Consider the following 22,175-nt stretch of genomic DNA (forward strand, 5'->3'; position numbering starts at 1 on the left):
AGGTTCCGCATTATAACCCTGGCCGCGCATCCGGTGTACCCGTATCGGGCAGCATGATGGACGAGGCGTGACGCCGCTCCTGCCGGGTGAGCCTGTCCGCCAGCTGGCCCAGCAGTCTGGGCTCGTCCATCTGCAGCAAGAGACCGGCCACCAGGCCGCCATACTGGTGCTTGCCGAGCTCCGCCAGCAGATACTGCTGGGCACCGTCCGGCAGCGGCGAGAGTTGGCTGAGCTGCTGCAGGGCGGGGATCATCAACCGCCCGTTGCGGCTGGCGGCGATCAGCAGATCGCTCGCCTCCTGGCCGGTATGGAAGCGGGAAATGGAGTGCAGGGCAGTCAGGCTGTCGTGATCCACAGGCTGGCGCCACAGCTTCAGGTAGAGCGCGGTGTCGCCCGTCCGTTCGATGAGGTGCAGCAGCAACTGGTTGTCAGGCAGGAAGAGATTGAGGGAGGCGAGCCGGTCGGCCTCGCGTCGCAGCACTGGAGCGGGCTGGTCATCGAGCACCGTCAGCAGCGCCTGTTGCTGCCGGGCCAGCTCAGGGTTGCGGCTGTAGTAGAGCTGCTTGTAGTCGAAGCTGTTCTGCTCCAGCAGTTGGCGGTAGTTGTCCTGCCAGGCCAGTTGCTGCCAGTGGTTGAGCACCAGCCGGGCCTCGGCGGCAAAATCATAGGCGGGCAGCTGCACCAGGAAACCGTCCACCTCCCCCTCCACCAGCCATTGCGGCGCCTTGGCGGCCTGCTCCCGTACCCACGCCAGCAGGGCGGGGCTGGGGGCGTCCGATGACTTGAGCCCGCTCAGCAGCTGATGCAGCAAATACTCCCGCTGCCCCACCGACAGGGTCTCGAGCAGGGAATCCATGGCATCAAACTGCCCCAATGCCATGCGGCTATCCAGGTACGCCCGGTGCCCCTCCAATCCCTCGTCCGCCACCAGAGGTGCCTGCAGCTGCGGCGGGGTATCGGCATGCACAGGGGCAGCCAGCATCCAGCAGAGTCCGATGAGAAATACCAGCTTCATGACGTCCCTTTCCTTGTGACATCGAGGCTACATACTACTAAGCCAGCCGTGAAATAGATAAACAAAAACCGCGACCTGGGCCGCGGTTCTGTCATTCCAAGATGCAGTTATTTCTGCTGACGCTTCATGGAGTCGAAGAATTCGTCGTTGGTCTTGGTGGCTGCCAGCTTGTCGATGAGGAACTCGATGCTGTCGATCTCGCCCATGGGGTGAATGATCTTGCGCAGTATCCACATCTTCTGCAGCTCGTCCGGCGCGGTCAGCAGCTCTTCCTTGCGGGTGCCGGAGCGGGTGATGTCGATGGCCGGGTAGACGCGCTTCTCGGCAATCTTGCGCGAGAGGTGCAGTTCCATGTTGCCGGTACCCTTGAACTCTTCGTAGATGACTTCATCCATCTTGGAGCCGGTATCGATCAGCGCGGTGGCGATGATGGTCAGGCTGCCGCCTTCCTCGACGTTACGGGCCGCACCGAAGAAGCGCTTCGGGCGATGCAGGGCGTTGGCGTCCACACCACCGGTCAGCACCTTGCCGGATGACGGGATGACGGTGTTGTAGGCGCGCGCCAGACGGGTGATGGAGTCCAGCAGGATCACCACGTCCTTTTTGTGCTCGACCAGGCGCTTGGCCTTCTCGATCACCATCTCGGCAACCTGGACGTGACGGGAGGCAGGCTCGTCGAAGGTGGAAGCGATCACTTCACCCTTCACCATGCGCTGCATCTCGGTCACTTCTTCCGGGCGCTCGTCGATCAGCAGAACGATCAGTTCGCAGTCCGGGTGGTTGTAGGCGATGCTCTGGGCGATGTTCTGCAGCAGCATGGTCTTACCGGCCTTGGGCGGTGCGACGATGAGGCCACGCTGACCTTTACCGATGGGGGACGCCAGATCCAGCACGCGGGCGGTGATGTCTTCGGTAGAGCCGTTGCCACGCTCCATGCGCAGACGCTCGTTGGCGTGCAGGGGGGTCAGGTTTTCGAACAGGATCTTGTTGCGGGAGTTTTCCGGACGGTCGTAGTTGACGTCGTTGACCTTGAGCAGGGCGAAGTAGCGTTCACCCTCTTTCGGCGGCCGGATCTTGCCGGAGATGGTATCGCCGGTACGCAGGTTGAAGCGGCGGATCTGGCTCGGGGAGACATAGATGTCATCCGGGCCTGCCAGATAGGAGCCGTCTGCGCTGCGCAGGAAGCCAAAGCCGTCGGTCAGGATTTCCAGCACACCGTCGCCAAAGATATCCTCGCCACCCTTGGCGTGCGCCTTGAGGATCGCGAAGATGATGTCTTTCTTGTGCGCCCGAGCCAGATTTTCCAACCCCATGGATTCGCCAAGCTGTACCAGCTCGGACACAGGAGTGTTCTTTAATTCAGTCAGATTCATAGTGGTGAAAGTCTGTAAGCAAGGATTGAAATGAGGAGACAGTCTGCTGGATTGATGCTGATCGGATTTGACTTGCCAGGCTGCTGTTAAGCAAAGAGTCAGGCAAAAAGGTTAGCAAACGAGCGATAAACTAGCACCAATCGGGATGAGCGTCTAGGTGATAAAACACAAGGAGCGCATTATTGCAATGCGCTCCTTCTTGATTATTACAGGTTACCGTCCAGGAACTCTTTCAGCTGAGTCTTGGACAGGGCGCCGACCTTGGTCGCTGCCACTTCGCCATTCTTGAACAGCAAGAGGGTCGGGATACCGCGAATGCCATACTTGGGCGGAGTGTCGGCGTTATGATCGATGTTCAATTTCGCCACTGTCACGCGACCGGCATATTCTTGGGCGACTTCGTTCAGGATCGGGGCAATCATCTTGCACGGACCGCACCATTCAGCCCAGAAATCGACCAGAACGGGGCTGTCGGCTTTGATTACATCGGCCTCGAAGCTGGCATCGCTCAGCTGAACAATCTTGTCACTCATCTCCAACTCCAGTCAGTAATTAAGGCTTTATTGATGGTTCAACAAAGGCAATAGTTGCCCTATTTGAAATGATCCTGTTTATTATTGCAAGCCTAACCTGATAACCTACCGCCATGAGCAAAACACATCTAACGACCGAAAAATTCGCCCAAATGGGCCTCGAACCCGAAGTTCTGGCTGGTCTGGAATCAAAGGGATTTCACTATTGTACGCCCATCCAGGCACTGTCTCTGCCGCTGCTGGTAGAAGGCCATGACCTCGCCGGTCAGGCCCAGACGGGGACCGGCAAGACCCTTGCCTTCCTGGCCGCGACCTTCAACTATCTATTGACCCATCCGCTGACCAGGCCGCGCCTCGTCAATCAGCCGCGCGCCATCATCATGGCCCCGACCCGGGAGCTGGCGGTCCAGATCTACAACGATGCAGAAGGCATGTCTGCCTCCACCGGGCTCAAGCTCGGTCTCGCCTATGGTGGCGAAGGCTATGACAAGCAGCTGGCCGTGCTGGAACAGGGTGTCGACATCCTGATCGGCACCACTGGCCGCATCATCGACTACTTCAAGTCCAAGGTCATCGATCTCGGCAACATCCAGGTGGTGGTGCTGGACGAAGCGGATCGCATGTTCGATCTCGGCTTCATCAAGGACATCCGCTTCCTGTTCCGCCGCATGCCGCCCGCCACCGAGCGCCTGAGCATGCTGTTCTCCGCCACCCTCTCCCTGCGGGTGCAGGAGCTGGCCTACGAGCACATGAACCACCCGGAACACGTGCAGATCGAGCCGGAACAGATGACGGGCGTGCGCATCAAGGAGGAGCTGTTCTACCCCTCCAACGAAGACAAAATGCTGCTGCTGCTCTCCCTGATGGAAGAGGAGTGGCCGGAAAAAGCCATCGTCTTCGCCAACACCAAGCATGTCTGTGAAGACGTGCATGCGTGGCTGGAGAACGACGGCCACCGCGTCGGCTTGCTGACCGGCGACGTGCCGCAGAAGAAACGGATGAAGATCCTGGAAGACTTCACCAAGGGCACCCTGGACATCCTGGTCGCCACCGACGTGGCCGCCCGTGGTCTGCACATCCCCGACGTGACCCACGTCTTCAACTACGACCTGCCCGACGACGCCGAAGACTATGTACACCGTATCGGTCGTACCGGTCGTGCCGGCAAGAGCGGTCACTCCATCAGCCTGGCCTGTGAAGACTATGCCTTCAACCTGCCGGCCATCGAGGAGTACATCCATCACCCCATCCCGGTCAGCAAGTACGATCGCGACTCCCTGCTGGATGACGTGACCCCCCCGAAACGGGTGTTCCGCAACCGTCAGCCGGTGAACCGCAACATGCGGGATCGCCAGGGTGGTGGCAACAGCAACAACCGCCGCCGTCCGCCACGCAAGAACTGAGGGACGGGCCCAGTTGCACAACTCGCCGCTCTATGCCGCCATCGACCTCGGCTCCAACAGCTTTCACATGCTGGTGGTGCGCGAGGTCGCCGGTGCCCTACGCACCGTCACCAAGGTCAAGCGCAAGGTTCGCCTCGCCGCCGGTCTCGACCCTGAGTTTCGCCTCAACCGTGCCGCCATGGAGCGGGGCTGGGACTGTCTGCGCCTGTTCTCCGAGCAGTTGCAGGACATTCCGTCCGACAACATCCGGGTGGTGGGTACCGCCACCCTGCGCCTCGCCACCAACGTCGATGAATTCCTGAGCGAAGCGGAACGGGTGCTCAACCACAGCATCGAGATCATCTCGGGCGAGGAAGAGGCCAAGACCATCTATGAAGGGGTCTCCTGGACCTCCGCCGGTGAAGGCAACCGGCTGGTGATCGACATCGGCGGCGCCAGCACAGAGCTGGTGATAGGCGAACACAGCGAAGCCAAGCTGCTCAACAGCCTGCACATGGGCTGCGTCACCTGGCTCAACAACCACTTCGGTGACGGCGAGCTCTCCGAGACCCGTTTCCAGCAAGCCATTGCCGCCGCCAGGACGGTGCTGGAGAAGGTGGCGGAAGATTATCGCGCCCTCGGCTGGCGCACCTGTGTCGGCGCCTCCGGCACCGTCCAGGCGCTGCAGGAGATCATGCTGGCGCAAGGGAAGAGCGAGCGGGTCACCCTGCCGAAGTTGCAGGAGCTGATGGGTCAGGCCATCGCCTGTGGCCGGCTGGATCGGCTGCAGCTGGAAGGGCTGGCCGCCGAGCGGCTGACCGTGTTCCCCTCCGGCCTCGCCATTCTGATCGCCATCTTCGAGACCCTGAGCATAGAGAGCATGACGCTGGCTGGCGGCGCCCTGCGAGAGGGCCTGATCTACGGCCTGCTCGGCAACAATCACGACTGTGATGCCCGGGACAGAACCGCCGACAGCCTGATCAGCCGCTATCAGCTGGACAAGGAACACGCCGAGCGAGTGCGCGACACCGCCGTCGAGGCGTTCAACCAGCTGCAGCCGGCCTGGCGACTCTCCAAGCGTTACGGTCGCCCGATCTTGCGTTATGCCGCCCTGCTGCACGAGATTGGTCTGTGCATCGAGTACAAGAAGGCGCCGCAACACGCCGCCTACATCATCGACAACATCGACATGCCGGGCTTCACCCCGGCGCAGAAGAAGCTGTTGTCGGCCCTGCTGTTCAACCAGCGGGACGAATTCAAGCTGGACACCCTGGAGAAGCAAGGCGCCGTCACCGGTCGCCAGGCGATCCGGCTGGCCCGCATCCTGCGCATCGCGCTGATCCTCTGCATGCGCCGCACCCAGGGCACAGTGCCCAGCTTCACCCTGCAGGCCGAGGAGGAGTCGCTGACCCTGACCCTGCCTAAGGGGTGGATGGACGAACACTACCTGCGCGCCAGCGAGCTGCGGCTCGAGGTGGATCGCCAGCAGAAGATGGGCTGGCCCACCCGGGTGCAGGAAGCCTGATTGGGCGCCACGCGCCCACTCTGCTCCTTTTCCCATCTGTTCCGACAATCTCTTTCGCAGCCAGGTTCGGCACCATTCAAGGCCTTACCTTTGATTTAATTTAACTTTTTATCCAACTCCGGATCTCCGTTCCCTCCTGCCATCTAGCCTCTATCGCCAGCTCGGCTAGAGTTGGATTGTCTCTCCCATAGGAACGGAAACCATGAAACATTTGACCCTGATCGGCCTGACCGCCCTGCTGACCGCCTGTGGTGGCGGCAGCGACAGCAATGACAACCCACAGAATGCCCAGATGTCCCTGGCCTTCTCCGACGCCCCGGTGGACTCGGTCAGCAAGGTCTGCATCGCCGTTTCCAACATCAGCATCCATCCCGTCTCGGGTACAGAGCAGGCATGGAGCACCGCCAGCTTCCTGACCTCGGCCCAGGACGATGGCTGCACGCCGGCAGGGGAACTCATCCCCCTCGACAGCGCGGGACACCCCCTGTTCACCTACATCGATCTGCTGCAATACCCGGGCTCCGCCAGCCGCCCCCTGCTGGCCAGCCAGAGCGTGGTACCCGGCGAATACAGCCAGATGCGGCTGCGGGTCCTGGATGGCCGGGATGCGGGCAATCAGTTTCTGGACGGCACCCCCTACTCCTACGTCAGGCAGGATGATGGTGTGATTAAGCCGCTGGAAGTACCCAGCAACGAGCTCAAGCTGGATGCCTTCACCATCGCCGCCAACGGCCTCAGCGCCTTCACCACAGAGTTCGACCTGCGCCACTCCATGGTGTTGCCGGGTCATGAGGAGTATTACAAGCTCAAGCCAAGAGGCGTGCGGCTGGTTAACAACACCGAGGTGGCCACCGTCAAGGGCACAGTGGCCAGCGGGCTCTGTGGTGGCGTGCTGACCGACAAGGCCTTCGTCTACTTCTATGACGAGTTGCGCCCGGTGGGCGACGACGCTTACCCGGACATGGCAGACCTCGATAACGGCTTCTATGCCAGCGCCCCCGTACTGCCCCTGGCTGGTGGTGGCTACGGCTACGAGCTGGGCTTCGTGAACCTCGGCAATTACGACATGACGCTGGTTTGCAACGGAGACGAAGATGATCCGGAACTGGCCGGCGACCCGCTGCAACTGGAGCAGGTGCTGAAGGCTCAGGCGGTAGTGGCCCCCACCACCAGCATCAACTTCCAGTAAGGGGCCAGGGACTCAGGGGCGAGAAGCTTCATGACTGACTATCAACCCATCAGCTGTGACCTCTACGACTGGCTCGAGATCGCCGCCAATTGGCACTTGCCGGTGACCCTCGCCAGCCGCGACGGTCGCCGGTGGGATGACAGGGTCCGCACCATAGAGGCCAGTGACGGCGTCGAGTATCTGCTGCTGGAGAGCGGCGAGCGTCTCAGCCTCGCCGACCTGGCGACCCTGGATCTCGTCTGGCAGGGGGAAGCGCGGCATATCCGCTTCGCCCCCGCCAGCTGACCTCAAGGCAAAAAGGAGGGCCAACACAGGTTGGCCCTCCTTTTTTGCATCCGCGATTCACACCGGCAGTTAACCCGCCAGCGCCGCCATCACATAGACGTCGAAGCGGTTGCTCTTGGTCTCTATGGCCATGCTCGGTTTGTGCTCGTTGAGCCAGCCCGCGTAGTCAGGGCGCTTCACCACCACCCGCTTCTGTGCCATCTGCAGCGCCGCCGGCAGCAGGGCATCCGCATCGAGATCCGGCCCCACCAGGGACTGGAACACCCGCATCTCCTTCTTCACCAGCGCCGACTTCTGCTTGTGGGGGAACATGGGGTCCAGGTAGATGACCTCGGGCCGCTCCGGCAACGCCAGCAGGTTGTCCACCGCAGGCCCCTGCAGGAGATGCATGCGCTCGCTGACCCAGGAGCCTATCTCGGGATCCTGCGCCGCCCGCGCCAGCCCGTCCTGCAACAGGGCCGCCACCACGGGGCTGCGCTCTATCAGGGTCACCTTGCAGCCGAGGGAGGCCAGCACGAAGGCGTCGCGGCCCAGCCCGGCGGTGGCATCCACCACGGTCGGCATGGCCCCGAACTTCAGCCCCACCGCCTTGGCGATGGACTGGCCGCGGCCGCCACCGAACTTGCGCCTGTGGGCCACGGCCCCTTCCACGAAGTCCACATAGACGCCGCCGAGCTTGGGTTCGTCCAGCTTGCGCAGCTCCAGCCTGGTGTCAGTCAGCACCAGCGCAAAGGGGGCGGGAAACTCCACCTCGGCCAGACGCAGTCGCAGGGCGTCCAGCTCGCCGTCGCGGGCGGGCACTTCACTGAAAACCTGGATATGGGGCATAACAAAGACTCATGGCGGCACGGAAGCGGGCATGATAGCAGAAGCGGGGGATCAGCTCACTGTGGTCAGGTTGGCCAGGTTCATCCCCTGGCGATTGAGGGTCAGGTATTCCACCAGATCGTCATAGGGCAGCGGGCGGCTGAGCAGGTAGCCCTGGGTGAAGGCACAGCCCTTCTGGCAGAGGAAGTTGAGCTGCTCCCGGGTCTCCACCCCCTCGATCACCACCTGCATGCCGAGGTTGTGCACTATGTTGATGATGCCGTCGAGCAGCAGCCTGTCCTGCTCGTTGAAGGGGATGTGGCGCACGAAGGATCTGTCTATCTTGACCAGATCCACCGGGAAGGTGCGCAGGTAGTTGAGGGCCGAGTAGCCGGTGCCGAAGTCGTCGATGGCCAGCTTGCAGCCCGCCTCGCGCAGGGCATCGATCCGCACCCTGTGCTGATCGCTGCTCTCCATCAGCAGGGACTCGGTGATCTCTATGATGATGTCCGCCGGGTCCAGGTCGAAGTGGCGGATCACCCTGAGCCACTCGTTCGCCTCGGGATCTATGGTCTGGAACTCCAGGGTGGAGCGGTTGATGGACATCTGCAACTCCGGGAAACCGGACTTCTGCAGCCTCGCCAGATCCCGGCACGACTGCCAGAGCACCAGGGCACCCAGCCCCTGGATGAGCCCCGCCTCTTCCGCCAGCGGGATGAAGTCTGCCGGCGAGACCTGACCCCAGTGGGGGTGATACCAGCGCACCAGAGCCTCCAGCTTGGCGACCCGGCCGCTGCGATTGTCCCAGATGGGCTGATAGGCCATGGTCAGCTGCGCCAGCTTGATGGCCTCCGCCAGATCCTGCTGCATCTGGTGGCGCTGGCTCACCTCTTCGCGCATGGAGGCGCTGTAGGTACCGAGGGAGCGTCCCTGCCGCTTGGCGACGAACAGGGCCTGCTCCGCATTGCGCAGCAGCTCGTCGCTGTCGCCGCCGTCGTTGGGGCAGAGGGTGATGCCGAGGGTCGCGGTCACATAGAGGTGCTGATTGGCCAGCATGAAGGGGCGGGCGAAGCCGCCGATCACCTGCTTGGCGAACACCTCGGCCTGGCGGCGGTTGACGATGCCGGGCACCAGGAAGGCGAACTCGTCGCCACCGATGCGGGCCACCAGATCCTCGGTACGCACCCGGCTCACCAGCCTATCCGACACCTCTCGCAGCAGGGCATCGCCCACATGGTGATCCATGCTGTTGTTGACCGCCTTGAAGTTGTTGAGATCCAGCACCATGAGCGCGAAACGCTCCCCCCGCTCGCAGAAGCGGGCGAGGCAGCGGCCGAACAGCCAGCGGTTCGGCAGCCCGGTGAGGTTGTCATAGTTGGCCTGGGCGGCGATCTTCTGCTCCGCCAGCTTGGTCTGGGAGAGATCACTGAAGATGGCGATGTACTGGCTGATCCTGCCCCCTTCCCGCAGGGCGCTGATCATCAGCTGCTGGGGATAGAGCTTGCCGTTCTTGCGCTTGTTCCACACCTCACCGCGCCAGATCCCCACCCGCTCCAGGGCGTGGTACATGTCGGCGTAGAAGGTCTGATCGTGCAGCCCGGACTTGAGCAGGCTGGGACGCTGGCCGCGGGCCTCCTCCTCGCTGTAGCCGGTGATCTTCTCGAACGCCGGGTTCACCGAGATGATGCGGCTGTCGGCATCGCACACCAGGATGGCCTCGGAGAGGTTGTCATAGACCCGGTGGGAGAGCTTGAGCTGCTCCGCATGGCGCTTCATGGGGTCTATGTTCTCCAGCACCACCATGAGGTAGTCGGGATGCATCTGCTCGTTGCGGATCAGGGTCACAGTCAACCGGCCCCACAGCACAGAGCCGTCCCGGTGCAGGTAGCGCTTCTCCTGGGTGAAGGCGGGGCGCTCTCCCCGCTTGAGGGCGTCGTAGAGAGGGATGCTGGTCAGCCAGTCGTCTGGGTGGTTGAGCTCGGCGACGGTGAGCCGCAGCAGCTCCTGCTGGCTGTAGCCCAGCATCTTCTCGATGGCCGGGTTGACCCAGAGGATGGTGCCGTTCAGATCGAGCTTGCCGATGCCGACCGGTGCATGGGACATCATGGTGTCCAGGAAGTCCGGGCATTCCGGCTGGGTTGGGGGCGACTGACGCTGCTGCTGATACATCAGGGCCAGTTCACGGCCTGCGAGCGGCGCCAGCAGCCGCAGCAGCCCCATGATCTTGTCCATTCTGGGAGTGGCCCGCTTGAACATGACGCTGCACAGCCCCAGGGTCTCACCCTCGGCACTCTTCAGTGCGACGCCGGCATAGGCCCTGACCTGGCAACGTTCCAGCACGGCCGCATGGGGAAACAGCTCCCGGGTACGATCGCTGAACCAGGCTTCTCCCTGCTGCATGGCGATCTCGCCCGGAGTGTCCGCGAGGGGGAAGCTGTAGGAATTGATGTCGAGAGAGGCGGGATAGGCGGCATGCACGGTGAAGAAGAGCCCGGCCTGATCCTTGCCTGAAACCAGGACGAAGTCAGCCCCGACCGCGTTGGCGATTTCACTCACAAAGGTATCAAAATATCCCTGACCACTCGAATGAGACAGGCTGGAGATGATTTGATAGACAGACTCGAGTGCTCGCCTCATGGCAAGGTTCTTTCTCTCCTTGGAAGGTAGAACCCGACTCTACTGAAGAGGCGGGGCCAGTGCAAACATGCACTCCGCAAGATATTAAAAAGCCTTGGAAAAAGGGACCAAAAGGTCCCTTTTTCTCTCAAAAATCACGCTGTGATCCCACTATGTCGCAAATCTGTACCTGCTTGAAGCTCACGCCGGCGAAGGCGCCGGGCCTCATGCGGCTATCCCGCTGTGACGTAGCAGGGCATCCACCTTGGGCTCGCGACCGCGGAAGGCACGGAACAGCTCCATCGGCTCCTTGGAGCCCCCCTTCTCCAGAATGTGCTTCAGGAAGGATTGGCCGGTGGCCGGGTTGAAGATCCCCTCCTCCTCGAAACGGGAGAAGGCATCGGCGGAGAGCACCTCGGCCCACTTGTAGCTGTAGTAGCCCGCCGCATAGCCGCCCGCGAAGATGTGGGAGAAGCTGTGCTGGAAGCGGTTGAACGCTGGCGGCGTCATCACGGCCACCTGGCTGCGCACCTCCGCCAGCAGGGCCGGGATCTGATCCGGCCTGGCCGGGTCAAACTCCTGGTGTAGACGGAAGTCGAACAGGGCGAACTCCAGCTGACGCAGCATCTGCATCGCCGCCTGGAAGTTGCGGGCGGTCAGCATCTTCTCCAGCAGATCCGCGGGCAGCGGCTCGCCGGTTTCATGATGGCCGGAGATGAAGGCCAGCGCCTCGGACTCCCAGCACCAGTTCTCCAGGAACTGGCTCGGCAGCTCCACCGCATCCCAGGCCACGCCGTTGATACCGGCCACGCCGGCCACGTCGATCCGGGTCAGCATGTGGTGAATGCCGTGGCCGAACTCGTGGAACAGGGTGACCACTTCGTTGTGGGTGAACAGCGCCGGCTTGCCATCCACCGGGCCGTTGAAGTTGCAGGTCAGGTAGGCCACCGGCTTTTGCAGCGAGCCGTCCTGACGGTAGCGACGGCCGAGGCAGACATCCATCCAGGCGCCGCCCTGCTTGTGTTCCCGGGCATAGAGGTCGAGGTAGAAGCTGCCGCGCAGCTCGTCCTCGGCATCGAAGATGTCGTAGAAGCGCACGTCCGGGTGCCAGGTGTCGATGCCGAGGCGCTCGCGCACCTTCATGCCGAACACCCGCTTCACCACCTCGAACAGCCCCTTCACCACCTTGCTGGCGGGGAAGTAGGGGCGCAGCTGCTCGTCGGAGATGGAGAACTTGTGCTGCTTGAGCTTCTCGGCGTAGTAGGCGAGATCCCAGGCCGCCAGCTCGCTCTGGCCGTGCTGCTCGGCGGCGAAGGTGCGGATCTCCTCCAGCTCGGCCTTGCCTTGGGGCAAGGACTTGGCCGCCAGATCGGTGAGGAAGCTCACCACCTGCTCGGTCTTGTCCGCCATCTTGGTGGCCAGGGAGAGCTCGGCGTAGTTGGCAAAGCCCAGCAGCTGGGCCAGCTCGCGGCGCAGGGTGAGCAGCTCGCTCATGATGGCGGAGTTGTCCCACTTGCCGGCGTTGGGGCCCTGGTCGGAGGCGCGGGTGGTGAAGGCCTCATACAGCTCGGCCCGCAGTTCGCGGTTGTCCGCATACATCATCACCGGCAGGTAGGAGGGGATATCCAGGGTGAACAGCCACCCCTCCTTGCCCTTGAGTTCCGCCATCTGGCGGGCGGCCGCCTGCGCGCTCGCGGGCAGACCGGCCAGTTCGGCCTCGTCGGTCACCAGCTTGCTCCAGCCCTGGGTCGCATCCAGCACGTTGTTGCTGAAGCGGGAGGCCAGCTCCGAGAGGCGAGACTGGATCTCGCCATAGCGCTGCTGCGCCTCGGCGGGCAGACCTATGCCGGACAGGCGGAAGTCGCGCAGGGTATTCTGGATCTCCTTGCGCTGGGCGCCGCTCAGCAGGAGGAAGTCGTCGCTCTCGGAGAGGGCCAGATAGGCCTGATAGAGCCCTTCATGCTGGCCCACATAGGTCTGGAATTCGGAGAGCAGCGGCAGGCAGGCGTCATGGGCCGCGCGCAGCGCCTCGCTGTTCTGTACGGCGTTGAGGTGGCTGACCGGCGACCAGATCCGGGACAGGCGGTCATTGACCTCTTCCAGCGGGGCGATCAGGCTGTCCCAGGTGTGGGGCTCCTTCTGGGCCAGCACATCGGCAATCTTCTGTTTGCAATCGGCGATGGCCTGCGTCACGGCAGGCTGCACCTGATCGGGCTGGATCTGGCTGAAGGGGGGCAGCGAGTCCATTGTCAGCAAAGGGTTAGTCATCTGCGGTACCTCTAAATGCTCTGCAGCCCCTGCCGTCCAGAAGCTTGCTTGGACCATCTAAGATGTAGGCAGAAACCCCATTTATCAAGCCTTTGCCGCCCAGAGCCGGGTCTGCTGCCCAGATTTCGCCAAAAGCTGCTCATTAATGCAGCGATCCGGCATCCGGAGACGACAATGCCGGCCAAAGGGCCGGCATTGTGAAGGCATCGACGCTACCCATCTCAGCGTTGGGCGTCCTCTTTCAACCACTGGGCGACCCGCTTGGCGAAGTAGGTGAGGATGCCGTCGGCACCGGCCCGCTTGAAGCAGAGCAGGGACTCCAGCACGCACTCTTTCTCTTTCAGCCAGCCGTTCTGGATCGCCGCCATGTGCATGGCGTACTCGCCGCTCACCTGGTAGGCGAAGGTCGGCACCCCGAACTGATCCTTCACCCGACGGATGACGTCCAGGTAGGGCATGCCCGGCTTGACCATGACGCTGTCAGCCCCTTCGGCGATATCCAGCGCCACCTCGTGCAGCGCCTCGTTGCCGTTGGCCGGATCCATCTGATAACTAGCCTTGTTGCTCTTGCCGAGGTTGGCGGCGGAGCCCACCGCATCGCGGAACGGGCCGTAGTAGCTGGAGGCGTACTTGGCGGAGTAGGCCATGATCTGGACGTTGACGAAGCCGTTCTCTTCCAGCGCGGCGCGAATCGCTCCGATGCGGCCGTCCATCATGTCGGACGGCGCCACTATGTCGGCCCCGGCGGCGGCGTGGGAGAGCGCCTGCTTCACCAGGATCCCGGTGGTGATGTCGTTTTGCACATAGCCTTCGTCATCGATGATGCCGTCCTGACCGTGGGTGGTGAAGGGATCCAGCGCCACATCAGTGATGACACCCAGCTCCGGGAAGCGGGCCTTGAGGGCGCGGGTCGCCCGCTGGGCCAGCCCGTCCGGGTTGTAGGCCTCTTCCGCCAGCAGGCTCTTCTGCGCCAGCGGCGTCACCGGGAACAGGGCGATGGCGGGCACGCCGAGGGCCACCAGCTCTTCGGCCTCCGCCAGCAACAGATCGATGGAGAGCCTGTCCACCCCCGGCATGGAGGCGACGGCCTCACGCTGACCCTCCCCCTCCAGCACGAACACCGGATAGATGAGATCGTTGACGGTCAGCTGGTTCTCGCGCACCAGACGACGGCTGAAATCATGTTTGCGCACCCGGCGCAGGCGGCGACCCGGAAAGGCGCCCGGAAGAGTTATGGCCATGAATCACTCCAGAAGAGGAAGTTGGAAAAATGCGGCGGAGGTGGCCCGGGTATGGGCCAGCAAGGCCTCGGGCGCTTCACCACGGCAGGCCGCCACCACCTGGGCGATGTGCGGCAAAAAAGCGGGTTCGTTGCGTTTCGGACGCGGTTTCAAATCCCGCGGCACCAGATAGGGAGCATCGGTCTCGATCATCAGGCGACCGGCGGGGATGCGTGCTACCTGCTCGCGCAGCAACTGGCCGCGCCGCTCGTCGCACAGCCAGCCGGTCACTCCGATATGCAGCCCCAGCGCCAGGCACTGGTCCAGCTCCTCGTCGGAGCCGGTGAAGCAGTGCAGCACGGCCCCCGGCAATCTAGGCAACCAGGGCCGCAGGATCTCGACAAAGCGGGTGTGGGCATCGCGGCAGTGCAGAAACACCGGCATCCCCAGCTCGGCGGCCAGCGCCAGCTGGGTGTCGAACACCTCGTCCTGCACCGGACGGGGGGAGAAGTCGCGGTTGTAGTCGAGGCCGCACTCGCCGATGGCCACCACCTGGGGCAGCGCCGCCAGCGCGCGCAAGGCGGGCAGGGTCTGCTCATCCACGCTCTTGGCATCGTGGGGATGCACCCCGGCGGTGGAGAAGCAGTAACCGGGCCACTCGGCGGCCAGTGCCGCACTCTCGTGGCTGCCGGCCAGATCGGTACCGGTCAGGATCAGCGCCTCCACCCCGGCGGCGCGGGCGCGGGCCACCAGTGCTGGCTGTTCGCCGGCAAACTGGGGACTGGTGAGGTTGAGACCAATGTCGATCATGGGATCAGAGGTTCCGAACAAAAGGAATACATATCAGGCATTTGAAAACCATCTACTCGATGGGGCATCACCATACGCCTCGAACGGATGCATGAAAAGAGGAAGGGAGCCTCAGCTCCCCTCGTTCTGCTATTCCTGCGGACTTCGTCATCCTCTCGCCGTCCGGCAAACAGATGACGAACAGAGCCTCAGCTCTCCACATCCGGTTGTTCCTGCTCTTCCTCGTCCTCTTTCCTCACATAGAAGCGGGCGAAGAAGAGACCTATCTCCCACAGGGCCCACATGGGAATCGCCAGCAGGGTCTGGGAGAAGACATCGGGCGGGGTCAGCAGCATGCCGACCACGAAGACCCCGACGATGACGTAGGGGCGCTTCTCCTTCAGGCTCTTGGGGGTGGTGACCCCGGTCCAGCAGAGCAATATGGTGGCCACAGGTATCTCGAACGCCACCCCGAACGCGAAGAACAGGGTCAGCACGAAGTCCAGATAGCTGGCAATGTCGGTCGCCACCGTCACCCCGGCGGGGGCCGTGCTGGTGAAGAAGCCGAACACCAGGGGGAACACCACGTAGTAGGCGAACGCCATGCCGGCATAGAAGAGCACGGCACTGGAGGCCACCAACGGCATGACGAGACGCCGCTCGTGCTGGTACAGGCCGGGGGCGATGAAGGCCCAGGCCTGATAGAGCAGATAGGGGATGGCCAGGAAGAAGGAGACCACCAGGGTCAGCTTGATGGGCGTGATGAAAGGGGTCGCCACGTCCGTCGCTATCATGCTGGTCCCTTCAGGCAGCTGGCTGAGCAGCGGCCGGGCCACGAAATCGTAGATGTCGTTGGAGAAGTAGATAAGCGCGACAAACGCCAGCAGGATGGCGGAGATGGAACGCAGCAGGCGGGTTCTCAGCTCCACCAGGTGGCTGATAAGGGGTTGTTCGGCCTGACTCATGGCTTCACCTCCCCCTTGCCGGCAGACTCGCTGACGGGCTCGCGCTGGCTGTTGACCGGCGGCACCTCGGTCAGCTGCACGGCAGGCTCCACCGGGGCGACGGGTTCAGCCTGGGCGACCGGCTCGGAGCGTGGCGGGCGGATCTCGTTCTGCGCTTCCTGTTGTGGCTGATAGGGACGGTTCACCGACTGGGCCGCCGCCTTCAACTGCTCGATGGACTCCTGCAGCTCTGGGCTCAGGTTGTTCATCTGCAACTGCTCGGCCTTCTTCAGATCATTGTGCAGCTCTTGCAACTTCAGCTCCTGCTCCAGCTCTGTCTTGACCGAGTTGGCGGTACTGCGGATCAGCCTGATCCAGTGGCTGGCGGTACGGATGGCGACCGGCAACCGCTCGGGACCCAGCACCACCAGGGCGACGACACCGATGACGACCAGCTCCCAAAAACCGATGTCGAACATGGCTTAGGCCTGATCTTTGTCTTTCTGCTTGGCGGTCTCGGCACTGCTGGCCGTCTCGTTCAGCTGCTTGGCCGGAAACTCCGCATCCTTCTGCTCGGGCTTGGCATCGGCCGGATCATCCGACAGCGCCTTCTTGAACCCCTTCACGGCCGCACCCAGATCGCCGCCGATACCGCGCAGCTTCTTGGTACCGAACAGCAGCACGACGATGACTGCGATGATCAACAATTGCCAAATACTGATACCACCCATGACTTTCTCTCCAGGATAGGCGCCTGATGGCGCAGTTTAATTAATGAATGCGGGTCTTCAACCAGCCCAGCAGCCAGCATAACCCGGCGCCGGCGAGACTGATTTGTCCCCACTCAATATGTTGTTTCTGGGTCAGCAAGAATACACCCACCAACAGTAGGCTGGCTCCCACCCCTAAGAGGTAGCGGGCCTGTCCCTGACGGCGGCTGTGCAGGCGAAAATCGGCAAACATCTGCTCGAAGTGGTGCTGCTGATGCCGCGCCTGGCGCAGGGTCTCGTAGACCAGCTCCGGCAGCTCAGGCAGCTTCTCCGCCCAGAAGGGGGCCTTCTCGCGGATCGCGTTGAGCACCGCCTTGGGGCCCACCTGCTCGTGCATCCAGCTTTCCAGGTAGGGCTTGGCGGTCTGCCACAGATCCAGCTGGGGATAGAGCTGACGCCCCAGTCCTTCCACATAGAGCAGGGTCTTCTGCAGCAACACCAGCTGGGGCTGCACCTGCATGTTGAAGCGACGGGCGGTGTTGAACAGGTTGAGCAGCACGTGGCCGAACGAAATTTCGGAGAGCGGCTTCTCGAAGATGGGCTCCAGCACGGTGCGGATGGCGAACTCGAACTCGTCCACCTTGGTGTCGGGCGGTACCCAGCCGGACTCCACGTGCAGCTGCGCCACCCGCTGATAGTCACGGTTGAAGAAGGCGAGGAAGTTCTCCGCCAGGTAGCGCTTGTCTTCCCGGTTCAGGGTGCCGACTATGCCGCAGTCGATGCCGATCCAGAGCGGATTCTCCGGATGCTCGTAGGAGACGAAGATGTTGCCCGGGTGCATGTCCGCATGGAAGAAGCTGTCACGGAACACCTGGGTGAAGAAGACCTCGACCCCGCGCTCCGCCAGCAGCTTCATGTTGGTGCCGTTGGCCTCCAGCGCGGCGATGTCGGAGACGGGAATGCCGTAGATGCGCTCCATCACCAGCACCTGCTCGCGGCAGTGATCCGTGTAGACCTCGGGCACATAGAGCGCCTCCGAGCCGGTGAAGTTGCGCCTCAGCTGGATGGCGTTGGCGGCTTCGCGCATCAGGTTCAGCTCGTCGAGTATGGTCTTGCGGTACTCCTCCACCACCTCGACGGGGCGCAGCCGTGCGCTCTGGGGCACGAAACGGGCCACCAGACGGGCCAGCGCCTGCATCAGCCGCAGATCGGCCTCGATGACGGGCTCTATGTCGGGACGGATCACCTTGATGACGATCTCCCGGCCATTCTCCTTCAAGCGGGCGGTATGGACCTGGGCAATGGAGGCGGATGCCAGCGGCGTCTCGTCGAAGTCATCGAACAGCGTCTCGATGGGGCAACCCAGGCTCGCCTCTATCTGGCGCCTGGCCTCCTGCCCGCAGAAGGGGGGCACCCTGTCCTGCAGCAGAGCCAGCTCTTCGGCGATGTCCGGCGGCAGCAGATCCCGGCGGGTCGACAGCATCTGGCCGAACTTGATGAAGATGGGGCCCAGGGCCTCGAAGGCGAGGCGAATGCGGGCGCCCCGGCACAGCTCCGGCTGTTTGTTCTTGAGCCAGAACAGGCTGCGGCGCACCAGGCGTCCGGGCCAGGGTTGATAGCGGGCGGGAACCAGCTCGTCGATGCCCTGCTCCAGCAGGATGCTGACGATACGATAGAGGCGTTTGAACTCCTTGGGGGTCATCAGCTCACCTGCTGCTCGAGGCGGGCCAGCCGCAACTCGACCGCCTTCATGTGCTGTGCCAGCAGCTCGACGTCGTCGTTGAAGCTCGCCACTTCCAGCGGGCCGGGGGCGAGGCGGGCCTCCTCGGTGAGGTACTCGGCCAGCTGGCGCTGGGAGCGGCACAGCTCGCGGCCCACCATGCGACGGGCCTGACGGGCGCCGCCACACAGGGTATGAGCCAGCACGTCGCCGGTATAGCGCGACAGCTCCTCCTCCCAGTCGATGTCCAGCTCCCCCAGCAGAGCGCTGAAGGCCTGCACCAGCTGGGGATCGCCGCTCAAGTCCAGCTTCTCCTCGCGGATATAGCGAGTCAGGACGGAAGGATCCTTCAGCAGGCCGATCGCCGTCAGCGACAGGCTCAGCACGGCGTCGGGCTCCCCTTCATAGCGGGCCAGCACGTCAAGTCGGCGCTCGGAGAAGACAAACCAGAGCGGCTTGAGCTCGCGCAGCTCCAGCTTGAGCACCTTGCCCACGAGCTTGCGCAGCCGCGCCGGGCTCTGCTTGTCGAGCGCCAGCAACTGGTTGAGGCTGGTTTCGATCACCGCGGTGACCATGGCATCCATCGGCATAGGCGACCTTAAAACTTGTAACCACGGTGCAGGGCGACCACACCCTGAGTCAGGTTGTAGAACTCCACCTGCTCGAAGCCGACCTGCTCCATCATGCCGGCCAGGGTCTGCTGATCCGGGTGCATGCGAATGGATTCGGCCAGGTACTTGTAGCTTTCCCCGTCGTTCGCGACGATTTCGCCCATTTTCGGCAGCAGCTTGAAGGAGTAGAGATCGTAGAGCTTGGCGATCACTTCGCTGGCGGGTTTAGAGAACTCCAGTACCAGCAGGCGACCACCCGGCTTGAGCACCCGGAACATGGAGGCGAGCGCCTTGTCCTTGTCGGTCACGTTGCGCAGGCCGAAGCCTATGGTGATGACGTCGAAGTGATTGTCCGGGAAGGGCAGTGCCTCGGCATTGGCCTGCACGTAGGAGACGTTGTTCGCCACCCCCAGGTTGCGCAGCTTGTCGCGGCCCACCTTGAGCATGGAGTCGTTGATGTCCGCCAGCACCACCTGACCCGTCTCGCCGACGATGCGGGAGAACTTGGCGGTCAGATCCCCGGTGCCACCGGCCAGATCCAGCACCTTCTGACCCTTGCGCACACCGGAACAGTCGATGGTGAAGCGCTTCCACAGGCGGTGAATGCCGAATGACATCAGATCGTTCATCAGATCATACTTGGCCGCCACCGAATGGAAGACGCCAGCCACCAGAGTTTCCTTCTCGGTCGCCGCCACGGTTTTATAGCCAAAATGCGTAGTATTAGTCTGTTCCGACATCCCTCAAACACCCATAGAGCAAAGAATGGCCGCCAGTTTACCAGAGCCGGTGACCTGCGGACACCTTAAACCCGGCTGGCAACCAACTGCATCCCCAGCATCACCATGGCCATACAGAGGAAGAGATTGAGACCTATGTTGAGCAGTGCCTTCAGATAGGCGCCTTGCTGTGCCAGCACCACGGTATCCAGGGCGAAAGAGGAGAAGGTGGTCAGGGCACCGAGGATACCCACCATCAGCAGCGGCTTCATGGGGTGTTCCACCACATGGCCATGGCTGATCAGCGCAAAGGCGATGCCCATGATGAAGGAGCCCACCACGTTGACCACCAGGGTGCCGTAGGGAAAGTGGCGTCCCAGCAGCAGTGCCATCAACTCGGCGATACCAAAACGAAGGCAGGCGCCGATGGCACCACCGGCCGCGACAAATAACCAGGTTTGCATGGGGAGGCTCCATAAGTGTCAGGCCGACATTATGCAAAATGCCGGCAAGCGGGGATAGCGGGGCAATTAATCTGCGGGGTTGGCCGCCTCATCGGCGAAAATCCACCGGCTCTGTCTGATCCAGATGGAGGGAGGTCTGCGCTGGCCGGGTCTCGGCAATCACGCGGCCATGGCGGATGGAGTAGCGCACCGGCACCTGACGACGCACCGCATCGAAGCCGCTCTCGGCGGGCAGGATCAGCAGGTTGGCCGGTTTTCCCACCTCGACGCCATAGCGATCCTGCACGTTCAGGGTGCGGGCACTGTGGCTGCTGACGAGCTTCAAGCCATCGTTGATCTGCTCGTAGCCCATAATCTGGCAGACATGCAGCCCCATGTGCAGCACCTGCAACATGTTGGCCGTTCCCATGGGATACCAGGGATCGAACACATCGTCGTGGCCGAAGCAGACGTTGATGTTCGCTTCCAGCATCTCCTTCACCCGGGTGATGCCCCGGCGCTTGGGGTAGGTATCGAAACGTCCCTGCAGGTGAATGTTCACCAGCGGATTGGCGACGAAGTTGATGTCCGCCATCTTGAGCAATCGGAACAGGCGAGAGGCATAGGCCCCGTTGTAGGAGTGCATGGCGGTGGTGTGGCTGGCGGTGACGCGATGGCCGATACCACGCTCGTAGGCGAGCGTCGCCAGGGTCTCGATAAAGCGGGACTGCTCGTCATCGATCTCGTCGCAGTGCACATCCACCAGAACCTGATACTTCTCGGCAAGATCGAAGACGTAATGCAGACTTTCGACCCCATATTCCCGGGTGAACTCGAAATGTGGAATGGCGCCGATCACGTCGGCGCCCAGCTTTAGCGCCTCTTCCAGCAGCGCCTTGCCGTTGGGATAGGAGAGGATCCCCTCCTGCGGGAAGGCCACTATCTGTAGCTCGACCCAGGGTTTCATCTCCTCGCGCACCTCCAGCATCGCCTTCAGGGCCACCAGGTTGGGGTCGGAGACATCCACATGGGTGCGAACGAACTGGATGCCGTTGGCGATCTGCCACTTCAGCGTCTGTATGGCCCGCCGCTTCACATCCTCATGGGTCAGCAACGCCTTGCGTTCGGCCCAGCGCTCTATCCCCTCGAACAGGGTACCGGAGAGGTTCCAGCTCGGCTCACCGGCGGTCTGAGTAGTATCGAGGTGAATGTGGGGCTCGATAAAGGGGGGCATCGCCATCCCCTCCTCCCCATCCAGTTCCCGGGTGGAGAGGAGGATCTGGCTCATGGGGGCTATGGTCCTGATCAGACCATCCTGACACAGGATCTGCCACAGCCCCTCCCTGCCACTCAGACGCACATTCTTTATCAACATGTACCTTTCCCCTAAGAGACGCTGGTTGCCTTTGCCAATCCACAACTTAGCTCGGATCAATTTAATAGAAAAGCGTTCACACAGAATGCAGATGAGACTGACATCATTGAAGGAGAGCAACGATAAAGGGAGTGGACCGGGATGAGAGCAGGATTGACCGAGATCGGCAGCGCAGGCTTGTTTCACGAGTATCTGCAGACGCTGGGCATCAACAAGCCCCATTGACCGTGATCGACGAACCATGGGAGTACAGACGGAACGAACAGCTGGTCGCAGCCATTCAGATAGAGGCTTCCGGGCAGGCTCGCTTCTATCTCGATGCCAGACAGATCTCGATGAGCTGAATGGTAAAAACAAAAAAGCCTCCCTTTTCAGGGAGGCTTTCGTTTTCATGGTGCTGATACCCAGAGTCGAACTGGGGACCTCATCCTTACCAAGGATGCGCTCTACCAACTGAGCCATATCAGCACACTAACCGGTAAAGACCGCACTGTGTGCGCTATCTAAATCTTCTGTCCAACACGACCTGACGTCGTATCGCGACCAACCACATCGCTGTGATTGCTTAATTGAAGCCTGGCAGTGTCCTACTCTCGCATGGCGAATGCCACACTACCATCGGCGCTACCGCGTTTCACTTCTGAGTTCGGC

General features: G+C 62.2%; 20 protein-coding genes, 1 tRNA gene and 1 pseudogene. 5 read left to right on the forward strand and 17 right to left on the reverse strand.

The annotated features are described in order from the left end of the window. Nucleotides 1-10: 10 nt before the first annotated feature. The 3 genes from AC3WR3_RS19015 to trxA all read right to left on the reverse strand — a co-directional run bounded on the left by AC3WR3_RS19015 (nt 11) and on the right by trxA (nt 2,921). Nucleotides 11-1,015 carry a hypothetical protein gene (locus tag AC3WR3_RS19015; RefSeq protein WP_492292934.1) on the reverse strand — a complete coding sequence of 335 codons (1,005 nt, stop codon included), beginning with the start codon at nt 1,013-1,015 and terminating at the stop codon, nt 11-13. Nucleotides 1,016-1,122: 107 nt separating this feature from the next. Next, the gene (gene rho, locus AC3WR3_RS19020) at nt 1,123-2,388 is read right to left on the reverse strand and encodes a transcription termination factor Rho (protein WP_010672370.1); all 1,266 of its coding nucleotides are present in this window, start codon (nt 2,386-2,388) and stop codon (nt 1,123-1,125) included. A 206-nt stretch (nt 2,389-2,594) separates the two neighbouring features. After that, nucleotides 2,595-2,921, reverse strand: a complete 327-nt coding sequence (gene trxA, locus AC3WR3_RS19025; protein ID WP_025328829.1) for a thioredoxin TrxA — start codon at nt 2,919-2,921, stop codon at nt 2,595-2,597. A gap of 113 nt (nt 2,922-3,034) precedes the next feature. Between trxA and rhlB the strand changes: the two genes are divergently transcribed. The 4 genes from rhlB to AC3WR3_RS19045 all read left to right on the forward strand — a co-directional run bounded on the left by rhlB (nt 3,035) and on the right by AC3WR3_RS19045 (nt 7,302). Beyond that, the gene (rhlB, locus tag AC3WR3_RS19030) at nt 3,035-4,324 is read left to right on the forward strand and encodes an ATP-dependent RNA helicase RhlB (protein WP_025328830.1); all 1,290 of its coding nucleotides are present in this window, start codon (nt 3,035-3,037) and stop codon (nt 4,322-4,324) included. Between the two features lie 13 nt (nt 4,325-4,337). After that, nucleotides 4,338-5,828 carry a guanosine-5'-triphosphate,3'-diphosphate diphosphatase gene (gppA, locus tag AC3WR3_RS19035; protein WP_492292951.1) on the forward strand — a complete coding sequence of 497 codons (1,491 nt, stop codon included), beginning with the start codon at nt 4,338-4,340 and terminating at the stop codon, nt 5,826-5,828. 202 nt (nt 5,829-6,030) lie between these two features. Then, complete coding sequence (locus AC3WR3_RS19040) at nt 6,031-7,017, forward strand: DUF4382 domain-containing protein (RefSeq protein ID WP_202048052.1); 987 nt, start codon at nt 6,031-6,033, stop codon at nt 7,015-7,017. 30 nt (nt 7,018-7,047) lie between these two features. Next, entirely contained in the window at nt 7,048-7,302 is a 255-nt protein-coding gene (locus AC3WR3_RS19045) for a Rho-binding antiterminator (protein ID WP_492292936.1), read from the forward strand. 69 nt (nt 7,303-7,371) lie between these two features. Here AC3WR3_RS19045 and AC3WR3_RS19050 read toward each other — a convergent pair whose 3' ends face one another. From AC3WR3_RS19050 to AC3WR3_RS19110, 13 genes are all read right to left on the reverse strand, one after another. Next, a complete protein-coding gene (locus AC3WR3_RS19050) occupies nt 7,372-8,130 on the reverse strand; it encodes a class I SAM-dependent methyltransferase (RefSeq protein WP_492292938.1) in 759 nt (252 codons plus the stop codon). Between the two features lie 51 nt (nt 8,131-8,181). Next, entirely contained in the window at nt 8,182-10,746 is a 2,565-nt protein-coding gene (locus tag AC3WR3_RS19055) for a sensor domain-containing phosphodiesterase (RefSeq protein WP_342059752.1), read from the reverse strand. Nucleotides 10,747-10,950: 204 nt separating this feature from the next. Beyond that, nucleotides 10,951-12,993 (reverse strand): oligopeptidase A, encoded by a 2,043-nt coding sequence (gene prlC, locus AC3WR3_RS19060; protein WP_492292940.1) that lies wholly within the window; start codon nt 12,991-12,993, stop codon nt 10,951-10,953. Between the two features lie 221 nt (nt 12,994-13,214). Further along, nucleotides 13,215-14,234, reverse strand: a complete 1,020-nt coding sequence (hemB, locus tag AC3WR3_RS19065) for a porphobilinogen synthase (RefSeq protein ID WP_202048056.1) — start codon at nt 14,232-14,234, stop codon at nt 13,215-13,217. A 3-nt stretch (nt 14,235-14,237) separates the two neighbouring features. After that, nucleotides 14,238-15,023, reverse strand: coding sequence for a TatD family hydrolase (locus AC3WR3_RS19070; protein ID WP_492292943.1), 786 nt, complete (start codon nt 15,021-15,023; stop codon nt 14,238-14,240). A 188-nt stretch (nt 15,024-15,211) separates the two neighbouring features. Next, the gene (gene tatC / locus AC3WR3_RS19075) at nt 15,212-15,967 is read right to left on the reverse strand and encodes a twin-arginine translocase subunit TatC (RefSeq protein WP_202048058.1); all 756 of its coding nucleotides are present in this window, start codon (nt 15,965-15,967) and stop codon (nt 15,212-15,214) included. Beyond that, nucleotides 15,964-16,425, reverse strand: a complete 462-nt coding sequence (gene tatB / locus AC3WR3_RS19080; protein WP_139438513.1) for a Sec-independent protein translocase protein TatB — start codon at nt 16,423-16,425, stop codon at nt 15,964-15,966. Before tatB ends, tatC begins: the two co-directional genes overlap by 4 nt. A 3-nt stretch (nt 16,426-16,428) precedes the next feature. Continuing rightward, nucleotides 16,429-16,677 (reverse strand): Sec-independent protein translocase subunit TatA, encoded by a 249-nt coding sequence (gene tatA / locus AC3WR3_RS19085; protein ID WP_025328841.1) that lies wholly within the window; start codon nt 16,675-16,677, stop codon nt 16,429-16,431. A 40-nt stretch (nt 16,678-16,717) separates the two neighbouring features. Continuing rightward, nucleotides 16,718-18,358: a ubiquinone biosynthesis regulatory protein kinase UbiB gene (gene ubiB / locus AC3WR3_RS19090; RefSeq protein ID WP_139438510.1), complete on the reverse strand. Its 1,641-nt coding sequence runs from the start codon at nt 18,356-18,358 to the stop codon at nt 16,718-16,720. Beyond that, nucleotides 18,358-18,966 (reverse strand): ubiquinone biosynthesis accessory factor UbiJ, encoded by a 609-nt coding sequence (locus AC3WR3_RS19095; RefSeq protein ID WP_492292946.1) that lies wholly within the window; start codon nt 18,964-18,966, stop codon nt 18,358-18,360. The genes ubiB and AC3WR3_RS19095 overlap by 1 nt, the downstream gene beginning before the upstream one ends. A gap of 8 nt (nt 18,967-18,974) precedes the next feature. Then, nucleotides 18,975-19,727, reverse strand: a complete 753-nt coding sequence (ubiE, locus tag AC3WR3_RS19100; RefSeq protein WP_106885398.1) for a bifunctional demethylmenaquinone methyltransferase/2-methoxy-6-polyprenyl-1,4-benzoquinol methylase UbiE — start codon at nt 19,725-19,727, stop codon at nt 18,975-18,977. Nucleotides 19,728-19,792: 65 nt separating this feature from the next. Next, nucleotides 19,793-20,170, reverse strand: coding sequence for a fluoride efflux transporter CrcB (crcB, locus tag AC3WR3_RS19105; protein ID WP_139438501.1), 378 nt, complete (start codon nt 20,168-20,170; stop codon nt 19,793-19,795). A gap of 88 nt (nt 20,171-20,258) precedes the next feature. Beyond that, nucleotides 20,259-21,524 (reverse strand): cytosine deaminase, encoded by a 1,266-nt coding sequence (locus AC3WR3_RS19110; RefSeq protein WP_492292949.1) that lies wholly within the window; start codon nt 21,522-21,524, stop codon nt 20,259-20,261. A 91-nt stretch (nt 21,525-21,615) separates the two neighbouring features. Between AC3WR3_RS19110 and AC3WR3_RS19115 the strand changes: the two are divergent. Next, a pseudogene (locus tag AC3WR3_RS19115) lies at nt 21,616-21,868 on the forward strand (hypothetical protein). Between the two features lie 48 nt (nt 21,869-21,916). Here the strand turns inward: AC3WR3_RS19115 and AC3WR3_RS19120 are convergent. Next, a tRNA-Thr gene (locus AC3WR3_RS19120) sits at nt 21,917-21,992 on the reverse strand. Nucleotides 21,993-22,175 lie beyond the last annotated feature (183 nt).

It is taken from the genome of Aeromonas sp. EU05-FHT14A05 (assembly GCF_058791175.1).

What these genes read in the sequence shown, in the direction of transcription:
- AC3WR3_RS19015 (WP_492292934.1), bottom strand. Translation starts at nt 1,015, where the DNA reads ATGAAGCTGGTATTTCTCATCGGACTCTGCTGGATGCTGGCTGCCCCT.
- rho (WP_010672370.1), bottom strand. Translation starts at nt 2,388, where the DNA reads ATGAATCTGACTGAATTAAAGAACACTCCTGTGTCCGAGCTGGTACAG.
- trxA (WP_025328829.1), bottom strand. Translation starts at nt 2,921, where the DNA reads ATGAGTGACAAGATTGTTCAGCTGAGCGATGCCAGCTTCGAGGCCGAT.
- rhlB (WP_025328830.1), top strand. Translation starts at nt 3,035, where the DNA reads ATGAGCAAAACACATCTAACGACCGAAAAATTCGCCCAAATGGGCCTC.
- AC3WR3_RS19040 (WP_202048052.1), top strand. Translation starts at nt 6,031, where the DNA reads ATGAAACATTTGACCCTGATCGGCCTGACCGCCCTGCTGACCGCCTGT.
- AC3WR3_RS19045 (WP_492292936.1), top strand. Translation starts at nt 7,048, where the DNA reads ATGACTGACTATCAACCCATCAGCTGTGACCTCTACGACTGGCTCGAG.
- AC3WR3_RS19050 (WP_492292938.1), bottom strand. Translation starts at nt 8,130, where the DNA reads ATGCCCCATATCCAGGTTTTCAGTGAAGTGCCCGCCCGCGACGGCGAG.
- AC3WR3_RS19055 (WP_342059752.1), bottom strand. Translation starts at nt 10,746, where the DNA reads ATGAGGCGAGCACTCGAGTCTGTCTATCAAATCATCTCCAGCCTGTCT.
- prlC (WP_492292940.1), bottom strand. Translation starts at nt 12,993, where the DNA reads ATGACTAACCCTTTGCTGACAATGGACTCGCTGCCCCCCTTCAGCCAG.
- hemB (WP_202048056.1), bottom strand. Translation starts at nt 14,234, where the DNA reads ATGGCCATAACTCTTCCGGGCGCCTTTCCGGGTCGCCGCCTGCGCCGG.
- AC3WR3_RS19070 (WP_492292943.1), bottom strand. Translation starts at nt 15,023, where the DNA reads ATGATCGACATTGGTCTCAACCTCACCAGTCCCCAGTTTGCCGGCGAA.
- tatC (WP_202048058.1), bottom strand. Translation starts at nt 15,967, where the DNA reads ATGAGTCAGGCCGAACAACCCCTTATCAGCCACCTGGTGGAGCTGAGA.
- tatB (WP_139438513.1), bottom strand. Translation starts at nt 16,425, where the DNA reads ATGTTCGACATCGGTTTTTGGGAGCTGGTCGTCATCGGTGTCGTCGCC.
- tatA (WP_025328841.1), bottom strand. Translation starts at nt 16,677, where the DNA reads ATGGGTGGTATCAGTATTTGGCAATTGTTGATCATCGCAGTCATCGTC.
- ubiB (WP_139438510.1), bottom strand. Translation starts at nt 18,358, where the DNA reads ATGACCCCCAAGGAGTTCAAACGCCTCTATCGTATCGTCAGCATCCTG.
- AC3WR3_RS19095 (WP_492292946.1), bottom strand. Translation starts at nt 18,966, where the DNA reads ATGCCGATGGATGCCATGGTCACCGCGGTGATCGAAACCAGCCTCAAC.
- ubiE (WP_106885398.1), bottom strand. Translation starts at nt 19,727, where the DNA reads ATGTCGGAACAGACTAATACTACGCATTTTGGCTATAAAACCGTGGCG.
- crcB (WP_139438501.1), bottom strand. Translation starts at nt 20,170, where the DNA reads ATGCAAACCTGGTTATTTGTCGCGGCCGGTGGTGCCATCGGCGCCTGC.
- AC3WR3_RS19110 (WP_492292949.1), bottom strand. Translation starts at nt 21,524, where the DNA reads ATGTTGATAAAGAATGTGCGTCTGAGTGGCAGGGAGGGGCTGTGGCAG.